The organism is Curtobacterium sp. ER1/6 (assembly GCF_001742745.1).
GTDB lineage: Bacteria > Actinomycetota > Actinomycetes > Actinomycetales > Microbacteriaceae > Curtobacterium > Curtobacterium citri.
The window spans coordinates 1-11,339 of the sequence record NZ_MJAK01000019.1; the positions used below are offsets into that span (position 1 = coordinate 1).

15 protein-coding genes and 1 rRNA gene are annotated in these 11,339 nt (G+C 72.7%); 13 read left to right on the forward strand and 3 right to left on the reverse strand.

Annotation, left to right across the window (positions count from 1 at the left end):
* Positions 1-69 precede the first annotated feature (69 nt).
* Genes Cus16_RS15785 through Cus16_RS15810 form a run of 6 tightly spaced genes read left to right on the forward strand, consistent with a single transcriptional unit; the run spans position 70 to position 2,429 of the window.
* Complete coding sequence (locus tag Cus16_RS15785) at positions 70-543, forward strand: Asp23/Gls24 family envelope stress response protein (RefSeq protein ID WP_069712987.1); 474 nt, start codon at positions 70-72, stop codon at positions 541-543.
* Positions 536-727: a DUF2273 domain-containing protein gene (locus Cus16_RS15790; RefSeq protein WP_069712986.1), complete on the forward strand. Its 192-nt coding sequence runs from the start codon at positions 536-538 to the stop codon at positions 725-727. Before Cus16_RS15785 ends, Cus16_RS15790 begins: the two co-directional genes overlap by 8 nt.
* Positions 724-1,071 carry a hypothetical protein gene (locus Cus16_RS15795; RefSeq protein ID WP_069713625.1) on the forward strand — a complete coding sequence of 116 codons (348 nt, stop codon included), beginning with the start codon at positions 724-726 and terminating at the stop codon, positions 1,069-1,071. Before Cus16_RS15790 ends, Cus16_RS15795 begins: the two co-directional genes overlap by 4 nt.
* A gap of 10 nt (positions 1,072-1,081) precedes the next feature.
* Positions 1,082-1,657, forward strand: a complete 576-nt coding sequence (locus Cus16_RS15800; protein ID WP_069713626.1) for a DUF6286 domain-containing protein — start codon at positions 1,082-1,084, stop codon at positions 1,655-1,657.
* Positions 1,654-2,220, forward strand: coding sequence for a hypothetical protein (locus Cus16_RS15805; RefSeq protein ID WP_069713627.1), 567 nt, complete (start codon positions 1,654-1,656; stop codon positions 2,218-2,220). Before Cus16_RS15800 ends, Cus16_RS15805 begins: the two co-directional genes overlap by 4 nt.
* A gap of 20 nt (positions 2,221-2,240) precedes the next feature.
* Positions 2,241-2,429 (forward strand): hypothetical protein, encoded by a 189-nt coding sequence (locus Cus16_RS15810; RefSeq protein ID WP_069713628.1) that lies wholly within the window; start codon positions 2,241-2,243, stop codon positions 2,427-2,429.
* 76 nt (positions 2,430-2,505) lie between these two features.
* On the opposite strand, the gene Cus16_RS15815 is transcribed toward Cus16_RS15810, so the two are convergent.
* The gene (locus tag Cus16_RS15815; protein WP_069713635.1) at positions 2,506-3,009 is read right to left on the reverse strand and encodes a tetratricopeptide repeat protein; all 504 of its coding nucleotides are present in this window, start codon (positions 3,007-3,009) and stop codon (positions 2,506-2,508) included.
* Positions 3,010-3,121: 112 nt separating this feature from the next.
* Here Cus16_RS15815 and Cus16_RS16775 point away from each other — a divergent pair, with 112 nt between their 5' ends.
* Positions 3,122-4,657 carry a protein kinase domain-containing protein gene (locus tag Cus16_RS16775; RefSeq protein WP_189319622.1) on the forward strand — a complete coding sequence of 512 codons (1,536 nt, stop codon included), beginning with the start codon at positions 3,122-3,124 and terminating at the stop codon, positions 4,655-4,657.
* A gap of 6 nt (positions 4,658-4,663) precedes the next feature.
* Here the strand turns inward: Cus16_RS16775 and Cus16_RS15825 are convergent, their stop codons facing one another.
* Together Cus16_RS15825 and Cus16_RS15830 are read right to left on the reverse strand one after the other, a co-directional pair.
* Positions 4,664-4,918, reverse strand: coding sequence for a zinc-ribbon domain-containing protein (locus tag Cus16_RS15825; RefSeq protein ID WP_069713630.1), 255 nt, complete (start codon positions 4,916-4,918; stop codon positions 4,664-4,666).
* Positions 4,919-4,962: 44 nt separating this feature from the next.
* Positions 4,963-5,685, reverse strand: coding sequence for a class I SAM-dependent methyltransferase (locus Cus16_RS15830; RefSeq protein ID WP_083264064.1), 723 nt, complete (start codon positions 5,683-5,685; stop codon positions 4,963-4,965).
* Between the two features lie 362 nt (positions 5,686-6,047).
* On the opposite strand from Cus16_RS15830, the gene Cus16_RS16780 reads away from it, so the two are divergent.
* The 6 genes from Cus16_RS16780 to Cus16_RS15855 form a co-directional block, all read left to right on the forward strand.
* Positions 6,048-6,215, forward strand: a complete 168-nt coding sequence (locus Cus16_RS16780; RefSeq protein WP_182048080.1) for a hypothetical protein — start codon at positions 6,048-6,050, stop codon at positions 6,213-6,215.
* Entirely contained in the window at positions 6,212-7,348 is a 1,137-nt protein-coding gene (locus Cus16_RS15835; protein WP_069713631.1) for a helix-turn-helix transcriptional regulator, read from the forward strand. The genes Cus16_RS16780 and Cus16_RS15835 overlap by 4 nt, the downstream gene beginning before the upstream one ends.
* 9 nt (positions 7,349-7,357) lie before the next feature.
* Positions 7,358-8,233, forward strand: a complete 876-nt coding sequence (locus Cus16_RS15840; protein WP_069713632.1) for an alpha/beta fold hydrolase — start codon at positions 7,358-7,360, stop codon at positions 8,231-8,233.
* 301 nt (positions 8,234-8,534) lie between these two features.
* Positions 8,535-9,305: a C40 family peptidase gene (locus Cus16_RS15845; RefSeq protein ID WP_069713633.1), complete on the forward strand. Its 771-nt coding sequence runs from the start codon at positions 8,535-8,537 to the stop codon at positions 9,303-9,305.
* 123 nt (positions 9,306-9,428) lie between these two features.
* On the forward strand, positions 9,429-10,661 hold the full coding sequence (gene rlmN / locus Cus16_RS15850) for a 23S rRNA (adenine(2503)-C(2))-methyltransferase RlmN (protein ID WP_069713634.1): 1,233 nt from the start codon (positions 9,429-9,431) through the stop codon (positions 10,659-10,661).
* Positions 10,662-11,207: 546 nt separating this feature from the next.
* A 16S ribosomal RNA gene (locus Cus16_RS15855) occupies positions 11,208-11,339 on the forward strand; the annotation flags it as partial.

Consider the following 11,339-nt stretch of genomic DNA (forward strand, 5'->3'; position numbering starts at 1 on the left):
TCACCCCGTCTCATCCGTGAACAGCAACCGCTGGGAACGTGTCCCGGCGGGTCTCGAAGGGAGCAACCAATGGCTGACACCACCACCACCCCCGCGACCACCGCGGCCGCCACCCGTTCCACGGGCACCATCAGCACCACGAGCAGCAACGCCTCGGGCACTGCGGGCAAGACCACGATCGATGACACGGTCGTGTCGAAGGTCGCCGGGATCGCCGCGCGTGAGGTGAACGGTGTGCACTCGCTCGGTGGCGGTGCCGCTCGTGCGATCGGTGCGCTGCGTGACGCGATCGGGCAGCGTGACCACGGTCAGGGTGTCAAGGTCGAGGTCGGCGAGAAGCAGGTCGCCGCTGACATCACGATCGTCGCGGAGTACCCGGTGTCGCTGCAGCAGGTCGCGGACGGGGTGCGTTCCTCGGTCGCGCGTGCGCTGCAGCAGATCGTCGGCATGGAGGTCGCCGAGGTCAACGTGACCGTGCAGGACGTCTTCATCCCGGGCGACGACGACGACAACGACGACAAGAAGGAGTCCCGCGTTGAGTAACACGCTGATCGGTGCCCTGATCGGGGCGATCCTCGCCGTCGTGGCGTTGCAGTTCGGGTTCTGGGGCTTCGTCCTGGTGGTCGTGTTCGGTCTGGTCGGTGCGCTCGTGGCGGCGCTGGTGACCGGGAAGATCGACCGGGGTGCCCTGACGGACGTGCTGACCGGACGCCGGAGCTCCCGGTGACCGCGGGCCCGGCGAGCACCGGCTCGGGAAGCGTCCCGGCAGGCGCCGTCCCGGGCCGCGTGGAGATCACGGCCCGGGCTCTGACGGCCCTGGCACGGGCCGCCGCCGCGGAGCGCCTCCGGGTGCCCGCGAAGCGGCTGCGCGTGGGGATCGACGACGAGCAGGGATCCCTCGCACTGGACGTGACCGGCCCCATCCGGGACCAGCCCGACATCGTCCGTGCGGCCGCGTCCGCCGCGGACGACATCAAGCAGCGCGTCAGCGAGCTGGCCGGCCGTCGGGTGGGTCGGACGCACATCGAACTGACCGGGCTCGTGCGTGAGCACGAGGGCCGGGTCCGGTAGGAGGAAGCACATGAGCACCGAACAGCTCGAGAAGCGGCTGCGACGCCGCAGCATCCACCGGTCCCGGTCCACCGCCCTGGCCGTGACCCTGGTCGTCGTGATCCTGGTCGCAGCGTGGATCGGCACCGAAGCGGTCCTCAAGGCGATCGGTCAGGCACCCCTGCTGGCGGACCCGCAGACCGTCGTCGACACCGCCCTCAAGCCCGACGCCGCGTTCACGACCATCGCCGAGGTCATCGCCGCCGTCCTCGTCATCGCCGGCATCGTGCTGGTCGTCCTGGCTCTGGGGCCCGGCCGGCAGCCCCGCTCCGCGATCGACCACGAACGCGGTGCGGTGATCATCGACACCCGCATCCTCGCCTCCACCGCCGCGAACGCCGCCGCCCACGCAGCAGACGTCCCCGAGGCCAACACGAGCGCGTCGGCGCGTGGGCACCGCACCCAGGTGCACGTGGTGCCCCTGTCCGGCATCCCCGTCGACACCCACGTCGTCGAGCAAGCCGTCCAGGAACGCCTCAGCCGCCTCGGCGGCAAGCACGGCTCCAGCGTGCAGGTCACCGTGGAACAGAAGGGAACCCTGGCATGACCACCACGAACCGCGGCTTCAACCGGGTCCTGCTGTTCCTGATCGGCCTGATCGGCATCGTCGCCGGGGTCGTGATCGGCACCGGGGTGCTGCAACCCGTCCGCGACGCGGTGCAGCAGTACGTGGCCCTGCCGCAGCAGGTCACCGTGCCGGGCACGGCGCTGTGGATCATCGCCGGTATCTGCGCGGTGGTGATCGTCCTCGCGTTGGTCGTGGTGTTCACCCGTGGTGGTGGCGGCACGTCCGTCGCGGTCCGGGAACGCACCGGTGACGACCAGGTCACCGTGAACGTCGCCCTCGTCCGCGACGTCATCGACCACGAACTCGCCGACGTCCACGACGTCGTCTCGTCGCGGGTCGACACGTACCTGGTGAAGAAGCAGCGGGCGGCCCGGATCCGGGTGCACGTCCGCCGCGGCGGCGACGCGGTCACCGTCCTCGACGCCGTCGACCACGCCGTCACCACCCTCGACCGCACCCTCGGCCGACCGGTACCGGTCCTGGTCCACCTCACCGGCGGCACCCGCACCGCCCTCAGCCAGACCAGCTCCCGCGTCCAGTAGGAACCGCACAGGAGGACACCATGCGCAACCGCATCATCGTCATCGGGCTCATCGCCCTGGTCGGCATCTGGATCGGCTCCCGGTCCAACCGACCCGTCGTCGAGAAGACGAGCACGGCCGAGACCATTCGCAAGGCCTGGAACGACCCGCACGCGCGCAAGCAGCGCGCGAAGCTCCGCAACAAGATCGAGAAGGCCGCCTCGCGCTGAGGCGAGACCCCACGACGGACGGGAGGCGCGGTGCCAGCTGGCACCGCGCCTCCCGTCCGTCGTTCGGTCCCGTTGGTCAGCGGGAGCTTGCGTCCGTGAGCGCGGCCGCGTACGCCCGCACCGATCGGTTGTAACGGGGGAGCGTCGGCTCGACGGCCTCGATCGCCACCCGCAGTGCCTCGTCGACACGGCCGGCGCTGTGCAGCGCGAGCGCCAGGAACACACGGGGAGCCGCACCCGTCGACGGGTGGTGCGGTGCGTCCCGCAGCATGGCGATGGCCTCGTCCACCCGCCCGAGGTTGCGGAGCGTGGACGCGTGCTGCACGACCATGCGCGCCGCTCGGTCGGGATCGACCGTCGCGAGTCCCGCTGCCGTCGCCGCCGCGTACCGCTCGTGTGCGTCGGCCTCGCGGCCCCCGGAGTCGAAGGCGCCTCCGAGCTCGAAGGCACCGAGCGCCGGGTGTGGTGCGACCGAGGCGAGGTCGCGCATGCGGGCGATCCGTTCCTCGTCCCCGACCGCGGTGTCGTCCCAGAGTGCTGCGACGTGGTCCTCCCAGGCCGTCTCACCGTGCGTGTGCATGGCGACCACGCTACCGGCGGGCCGGTGGTCGCTCGGGGTCCCCGCCGACGCGTTCGGTCCACCGAACGTGGCGCGGCGGACGATGCGGCCAGCGGGATGCGAAGATGCATCGTTGCCTGCCGACACCGACGACGAGGAACGCATGGGACACGACGACGACGCCGCGCCGCTCCTCGACGGCCGGTACCGCATCGAGGGCGCCATCGGACAGGGCGGGATGTCGGTGGTCTACCGCGCCACCGACGAGGTCCTGCACCGACCGGTCGCGGTGAAGCTCTTCCACCCGGGCTCGGTCGACATCGCCCGGCAGGAGAGCGAGCTCGGCGTGCTCGCGGCCCTCGAACACCACAACCTCGTCGGACTCCTCGACGCCGGCGTGGTCACGGGTGCAGACGGCGGGTCGCAGCGCTTCATCGTGATGTCGCTCATCCTCGGCCAGGACCTCGAGGCCCGGCTCTCGGTGGGGCCGCTCGCGTCGCGGCACATCGCCGAGATCGGCTACGACATGGCCGAGGCCCTCGACTACATCCACGCCCACGGCGTCGTGCACCGGGACATCAAGCCGTCGAACATCCTGCTCGTCGACTACGGCAACGGCTCGGAGCGTGCGCGGGCCCGACTGACCGACTTCGGGATCGCCCTGGCCGCCGGGGTCGAGCGGCTCACCGCGGACGGGGTGACGACCGGCACGGCCGCGTACCTCAGTCCCGAGCAGGCCCGCGGCGCGGACGTCGGCCCGGCGAGCGACGTCTACTCGCTCGGCCTCGTGCTGCTCCAGTGCTTCACCCGCCGCCGGGAGTTCCCGGGGTCGCTGGTGGAGTCCGCGATCGCGCGGCTCTCCCGCGACCCGGTGGTGCCCGAGCCGCTGCCCGAGCGGTGGAAGCACCTGCTCCGGGCGATGACCGCGCAGGACCCGTCGGCACGGCCGCTCGGCGGCCAGCTGGTCGCGATGCTCCGAGACGTCCTCATCGCCGAGACCGCGGACGAGGCGGCGTCGGGCTCCGCGGGCCCGGCGGTTGCCGAGCCCGCCGGCCGGTCCACGCCGGACACGGCCGACAGCGGCACGGGCACGGGCACGGGAACGGGCACCGCGACCGGCACCGGCACCGGCACGGTCGACAGCAACCGGCCCGCCACCCTCGACACGCTGCCCGAGGAGTCCCTCCAGCGCACCGTCGCGATGGCCGCCCGGCTCTTCGACGCGCCGATCGCCCTGGTCGACGTGCTCGACGAGGACCGCGAGTGGTCGCACTCCTGGATCGCCGACGGCGTCGACGAGGCCGCACGGAACATCAGCTTCCGCAACGGCTTCGCACCGGTGCCCGTGCCCGTCGTGATCCCGGACGGGTCCGTCCACCCGGAGATGCGGCAGAGTCCGCTCGTGACCGGGCCGCTCGGCATCCGCTTCTACGTGAGCGTGCCGATGCTCCGGCACGACGGCACCGCGGTCGGCACCCTGGCGGTCCTCGACGTCCGTCCCCGCGAGGCGACCGAGGCCGACCTGGCGAACCTCCGCGACCTCGCGGCGCTGGCCGTCACGCAGCTCGAGCTCCGGCAGGAGACCCTGCGCACCACGAGCGACTCGCTGCCCATCGACAGCGGCCGCCCCATCGACAGCAGCCGACCCGTCGACAGCGGCCGGCACTGACCGGGGTCAGACCCCCGGCTGTCCCGCCGACCACCCCTGGGCGTGCTCGGCCTGCTCCGCGGTGAGCCGGGTCACGGCCCCGCAGTTCACGCACTCGTTCCGGTAGGAGCGGGAGAGCGGGACGAGCGGCACGAAGAACAGGCTGAGCTTGGTCGTGCGCCGCACCACGCGCTGCGCCGCGTGCACGCCGCACACCCCGCAGACGAACTGCACGACCGTGAGCAGGGTGTCGGTACCGCGGGTGCCGAAGATCAGGAACACGGGGCCGAGGCTACGCGACCGTGCCGGAGCGCACCGACGTCGGGTCAGATCGCGCGGCGTCGCACCAGCACCACGCTGTCGACGGTGTCGTGCCGTTCCCCGTCGGCTCCGGTCGCGTTGCGCGGGCGGCCCTCGGCGACCACGACCTCCCAGCCCTCGTCGAGCCGGAGCGACGCGAGGTCATCCTCCGGCGACGGGAAGCGGTACGCGCGGAACGCCTCGGGCAGGTCGGCGTGCGGCGGTGCGGCGTGGGCGGTGACGAGCAGGTGCCCGCCCTCGGCGACGAGGCCGGTGGCCCGGTGCAGGATCGCGGCGCGGGGGATCTCGACCGGCCACGACTGCAGGAACGACGCGGTCACCAGGTCGAACCGGTCGTCGCCGTCGGGTGCCCAGGTCGCGACGTCCGCGGCGACGAAGGACGTGCGCTCCCCGACACCGGCGGCCGCGGCGGCACGACGTCCGCGCTCCACGGCGGTGTCCGACAGGTCGACGCCCGTCGCGGTCCATCCCTGCTCGGCGAGCCACACCACGTCGCCGCCCTCCCCGCAGCCGAGGTCCAGCGCCCGACCGGCACCGCGCGGCAGCGTCGGTGCCACCGCCGCGAGCACGGCGTTCACCCGACCCGACCAGATGCCGTCACCGGCGGCGTACCGGGCCTCCCACCACTCGCGGGCGGTCGTCCCTGCATCGACGGCGTCCGTGTCGACCGTGCCGCCGCCGTGTGCCGTCCCGGCGTCCCCGGTGCCCGTGTGCTCGTGTGCCTGCATCCGCCCAGTGCACCGCGGACCGGGCGACGGGCGCAAGGTGCGTTGCCGGACCGGCAAACGGCGGGACCGACACCGGGGCGGACGGGAGGCGCGCCACCGGCCCGACCCGCGCCTCCCGTCCGCCGCCGTGCACGACCGACCGCCGCCGCGCCCGGTCCGGCCGCCGTTCCGTCCGGGTCCGTCCGATCTGCGCGGACGCTGGACGCGCCCCGCGTCCCACCGTCCACCCCGCGCGTACCGTCGCGAACACGACGAGATCGTCCGGTGTCCGCGGCACGCGGGGCTGCTCGGGTCGGGAAACCCGACCCCGAGGTCCCGGGACCGGGCAGGACGCGGGACGGTCGTGATGCAGGGAGCACGACATGTCGACGTACGAGTCCGACCACCGCGTCCAGCAGGTCCGGGTGACCACCTACCGCACGCTCCGCCGTGCCGCACGTCGCGGGTGGGCGGTGCCGGACGGAGCGGTCACGCCGTCGCTCGCCGACCTCGCCCGGGTGCGCGGTCCGGGCCGCGGTGACCGCACGTGACCGTCGCCCCGCCTGCCGACCCCCCGACCGGGGCCTCGCGGCGGACCGCCGTCCACGAGGTCGTCCGCAGCGGCACCGACCCCGACGAGGCGCGGGACATCGCATCAAGCGTCTACGGGGCGCGCGACGTCGTGTTCGGTCCGGACGCGCTCGACGGTGCCTTCGCCTTCCGGTACCGCTCGGTCGGTGACGGCTGCGTCAGCCTGCGGACCGCGTCCTCGACCGCGCACCTGCGGGGTGTCCTCACGCCGGGGCGGCAGTACGTGCTCGCGTGGTCGGCGGACGGCGGCGTCGTGGTGGACCCCGAGCGCGAGGACGGCGTCACCCTCCGACCGGGCGTCCCCGTGATGCTCCCCGCCGGGCGCCCGTTCCGGGTGTCCGCGCCGGCCGGCACGGTGCACCTCGTCCACTTCGACGCCGACTTCCTCGAGGCGGTCGCGGTCCTCGGGGGAGCAGCACCGCCGGTCCCGCTCGCCTTCCCGGTCTCCGCGCCGTCGGTCCGGCTCGCACCGCTGCAGCGGACGCTCCGGGAGGTCGCCGGCCCGATGCTCGACGTCTCCGTCGCCGACGGTTCCCGCGCCGCGCTCGACCTCGCCCTCGCCGAGGCGGTCATCGACGCCTTCCACCCCGCGCCCGACGGCGGGCTGCCGGACGTGCCGGTCGCCGCCCTCGACCGGGCCAAGGCCTACATGTACGCACACTTCCTCCGACCGCTCACGGCGGCCGAGATCGCCGGGGCTGCCGAGATGAGCGTCCGGACCCTGCAGGAGACCTTCCAGCGGCAGGAGGCCACGACCCCCACCGACTTCCTCCGCGACCTCCGGCTGGCGAAGGCGCGGATCGCGCTGCAGCTCGCCGATGCCCGTGAGACCACCGTCGCGGAGGTCGCGCACTCGTGCGGGTTCCGGCACATGGGTCGCTTCTCGGGGTCCTACGCCGCGCTCTACGGGGAGCACCCGGGCGAGACCCTCCGCGGCCAGCGCCGGACGATCGCGGTCGCCTCGGCGGTCGAGCGGCCGGCCCGTCCGCAGGCGTCTCCGGATGCGCAGGCCTGTCCGGATCCGCAGGTCGGAGGGGAGGCGCGCGGCGCGTCCACCGCGCCCGCCCGGTCCGGTGCGAGGTCGCCTGGGTAGCGTGCAGGGATGCAGCCCGGAACGTCGCCCGCCACCGGTGCGGACAGCGTCGCGGTCGCCGTCCGAGGCACCGGCGCGCCGGTCCTGGTGCTGCACGGCACCCCGGGCGGCATCACCGCGGCGGACGCCATGGCACGGTTCCTGCCGTCCGACCGCTTCCGGGTCGTCACCGTCGCCCGGCCCGGGTACCCGGGCACGCCGCTCGTCCCGGGTCGGTCGTCGCTCGACGACGAGGCCGACCGCTACGCCGCCCTGCTCGACCGCTCCGGCATCGACCGCGTCGCCGTGCTCGCGTGGTCCGGCGGCGGACCCGTCGCCTACCGCTTCGCGGTCCGCCACCCGGACCGGGTCCGCTCGCTCGTGGTCGCCGCCGGGCTCTCCGGCCGCTGGGCGCCGGCGCGACCGTCGCTCGCCGAGTGGGTCGTCGCGCACACGTCCTTCGGCGCCGCGGTCGCCGCGACGGCCGCCCGCGTGCTGCCGTCCGTCGTCGTCCGCACCGTCGAGGCGGGGGTCAGCTCCCTGCACGGACGCGCCCTGACCGCCCACGTGTCCGAGGTCGTGCACGACCTCCGCCGGCGTCGGGACGTGCTCGACCTGTCGACCAGCGGGAACGCGGGCGGCGCGTTCCGGCCCGGGTGGGACAACGACGTGCGGGTGCTCGGGGCGGTGGACGACCTGGAACTCGGGGCCGTCCGTGCGCCGACGCTCCTCGTGCACGGCGACGCCGACACCGAGGTGCCGTTCGGGCACAGCTCCCGTGCCGCGGCGGCCGTGCCGGACGTCGAGCTCGTGACGCTGCCGGGCGGCACGCACTTCGCCCTGTGGGACCACCACGACGCCCGGGCCGTGCAGGAACGGGTCGCCGAGCACCTCGCGCGAGACTGAGACGAACCGCAGGAACCCGGGGGCACTGCCCAGCCTGTGACCGCACCGTTACCAATACGTTGTCTTCCCGAGTCGTTCGGCCGACCCGGAAGGAACCATGGGACGTCACGCCCTGCCCGCAGCCCCCGACGCTGCACGATCGGCAGCACCTGAGCCGGCAGCACCCGGGTCGTCGCCGTCCGTCCCCTCTGGTCCCGCGGAGCTGCGTCGTCCCCGTGGCCGTCGTGCCGCCCCGGACGCCACCGCCGACAGCGCGGTCCGCGTCGAGCACGCCCCCTCGCCCCGCACGGTGCACCGTCCCGTGCCGCGCCCGCTCGCGTCGACCGCCGTCGCCGGCTCCGCGGTGCTGACCCGGACGGCCGTCCTGCGGGCCGAGCGCGCCGCCGACCCCCGCCACGTCCGTCGGGCCGTGAACGCCAAGCGGGCGGCGCTCCTGCTCGCGCCGGCGCTCGCCGTGACCTCGAGCCTGACGCTCGCCCTGCCGGCGAACGCGGCTCCGGCGACCTCGTCCCACGACCAGTCGCGTGACTCGTCGATGACCACCGCGGCAGACGACGCACAGTCCTTCACCGTCGCCCGCGACGTCGAGGTCCCGGTCGTGCAGACCGACGGCATGACCACCACGACGACCGTCGTGTCCTACCCGACCATCGTCACGAAGTACGGCGTCACGACGCAGCAGGCCGAGGACGCCATCTCGGCGGTCCTGTCCGCCGGAGGCAAGCGCGCCACGATCGTCTCGACGGCGCTGCAGTACATGGGTGACCCGTACGTCGAGGGCGGTGCGAGCCACGCGGGCATCGACTGCTCCGGCCTGACGATGGTCGCGTACGCGGCCGTCGGCATCCCGCTCGTGCACTACGTGCCGTCGCAGGACGCGGTCGCCACGACCATCCCCGAGTCCGAGGCGCAGCCGGGCGACCTGGTGGTGTTCGACAACGAGGACCACGTCGGGATCTTCCTCGGCGACGGCATCGTGCTGCAGGCGCCGCACCCGGGCGACCCGGTCGACATCGTGCCGGTGTACCCGAACGCGCACCACTTCGCCCGCCTCCTGCCCGCGGGGGAGTGACCCGGCCGTCCGCCCGATGGAGCGGACCCGGGGAGTCGAGTCGAGCCTCCCGTCCGCATGCTCGTCGGCGGGCCGTTCCGACCGCGTCCGCGGGGAGTTGCGCACCTCCCGTAAACTGGAGTGATGGCCACCGAGACCCGCACCCCGTTCGAGGAGCAGCGCTCCGCTCGTCCGCAGGTGCGCCCACGCACCGAGGGCTGGACCCAGGCGCAGGACTCCGAGGGCCGACCCCTCCTGCAGTTCGCGTCGCCGAAGCGCGGCAAGCCGCCGGTGCACCTCGCCGACCTGACGGTCGAGGAGCGTGTGGAGAAGGTCAAGGAGCTCGGCCTGCCGGGCTTCCGCGCCAAGCAGCTGTCGACGCACTACTTCACGCACTACTCGTCCGATCCGGCGACGATGACCGACCTGCCCGCCGCCCAGCGCGAGGAGCTCGTCGCGGGCATGCTGCCGCCGCTCCTCACCGAAACCCGGCGCCTGGCGACGGACAAGGGCGACACGATCAAGTTCCTCTGGAAGCTGCACGACGGCGCCCTGGTCGAGTCGGTGCTCATGCGCTACCCGGGCCGCATCACGCTCTGCGTGTCGTCGCAGGCCGGGTGCGGGATGAACTGCCCGTTCTGCGCCACCGGCCAGGCGGGGCTCACGCGCAACATGTCGACGGCGGAGATCATCGAGCAGATCGTGCGCGCCAACGCCGCGATCGCCGCCGGCGAGCTCGGGGGCGACCCGCGCAAGGGCGGGCAGGACCGCGTCGACGCCGAGCGTGTCACGAACATCGTCTTCATGGGCATGGGGGAGCCGCTCGCGAACTACAAGCGCGTGATCGAGGCAGTCCGCACGATGGTCGCCCCGCAGCCGCACGGTCTCGGCATGAGCGCCCGCGGCATCACGGTGTCGACCGTCGGGCTCGTCCCCGCGATCAAGAAGCTCGCGGACGAGGACATCCCCCTCACCTTCGCGCTCTCGCTGCACGCACCCGATGACGAGCTCCGCGACGAGCTCATCCCGGTCAACTCGCGGTGGAAGGCCGACGAGGCGATCGACGCCGCGTACGAGTACTACGCGAAGACCGGTCGTCGCGTCTCCATCGAGTACGCCCTCATCAAGGACATGAACGACCACGCGTGGCGTGCGGACCTGCTCGCGGAGAAGCTCAACGCCCGGGGCAAGGGGTGGGTGCACGTCAACCCGATCCCGCTCAACCCGACGCCCGGCTCGGTCTGGACCTCGTCCGAGCCCCACGTGCAGGACGAGTTCGTCCGCCGGCTCAACGCGGCCGGCGTCCCGACGACGCTGCGCGACACCCGCGGCAAGGAGATCGACGGCGCCTGCGGTCAGCTGGCTGCGGCCGAGTAGGCGAGGGCTGTTCGGATTGCCGGGTGGCGGTCCGATCCGGATCGTCCGTTTCGAACGGTTCGTTCCAGACGGTCCGCTCCGGACGGGAGGCGCGGTGCGAGTTTCGCACCGCGCCTCCCCTCGTTCCCGGCGTCGGCGGAGAGCACCAGTACCCCGACATCCGCGAGTCCGCGGGGAAGTCGGGGGACGACACGCCCGGGCGGTGGCCCGGTTCGCTGCACCCCCGGGGCGTGTGTAGAGTAATCACTCGTTGCCGCTGAGGCGGAGAACGGATCGGCCGGAAGGTCGCCTCCGAGTCTCGCCCGGGCAGCGAGCTTCCAGCCCCTCTGATGATGATCGTGTTCTGCGGTCGGAGTGGGGGGTGCGTCTGGTCCTTGAGAACTCAACAGCGTGCACATTGTCAATGCCAATTTATTGACCCCGTTGCCTTCACTTGTGGAGGTACGGAGACAATTCCTTTTGGATTGAATTGATTGTCAGTAGACAGTCTTTACAGTCAGTTTCAACTCGGTTCGGCGCTCTTCGGGGTGTCGGATCTGTAATTTTTTTACGGAGAGTTTGATCCTGGCTCAGGACGAACGCTGGCGGCGTGCTTAACACATGCAAGTCGAACGATGATCAGGAGCTTGCTCCTGTGATTAGTGGCGAACGGGTGAGTAACACGTGAGTAACCTGCCC

Bases quoted from the DNA above. Each gene is read 5' to 3' on its own strand.
- Cus16_RS15785 (WP_069712987.1), top strand. From the start codon at position 70: ATGGCTGACACCACCACCACCCCCGCGACCACCGCGGCCGCCACCCGT.
- Cus16_RS15800 (WP_069713626.1), top strand. From the start codon at position 1,082: ATGAGCACCGAACAGCTCGAGAAGCGGCTGCGACGCCGCAGCATCCAC.
- Cus16_RS15805 (WP_069713627.1), top strand. From the start codon at position 1,654: ATGACCACCACGAACCGCGGCTTCAACCGGGTCCTGCTGTTCCTGATC.
- Cus16_RS15810 (WP_069713628.1), top strand. From the start codon at position 2,241: ATGCGCAACCGCATCATCGTCATCGGGCTCATCGCCCTGGTCGGCATC.
- Cus16_RS15815 (WP_069713635.1), bottom strand. From the start codon at position 3,009: ATGCACACGCACGGTGAGACGGCCTGGGAGGACCACGTCGCAGCACTC.
- Cus16_RS15830 (WP_083264064.1), bottom strand. From the start codon at position 5,685: ATGCAGGCACACGAGCACACGGGCACCGGGGACGCCGGGACGGCACAC.
- Cus16_RS16780 (WP_182048080.1), top strand. From the start codon at position 6,048: ATGTCGACGTACGAGTCCGACCACCGCGTCCAGCAGGTCCGGGTGACC.
- Cus16_RS15840 (WP_069713632.1), top strand. From the start codon at position 7,358: ATGCAGCCCGGAACGTCGCCCGCCACCGGTGCGGACAGCGTCGCGGTC.
- rlmN (WP_069713634.1), top strand. From the start codon at position 9,429: ATGGCCACCGAGACCCGCACCCCGTTCGAGGAGCAGCGCTCCGCTCGT.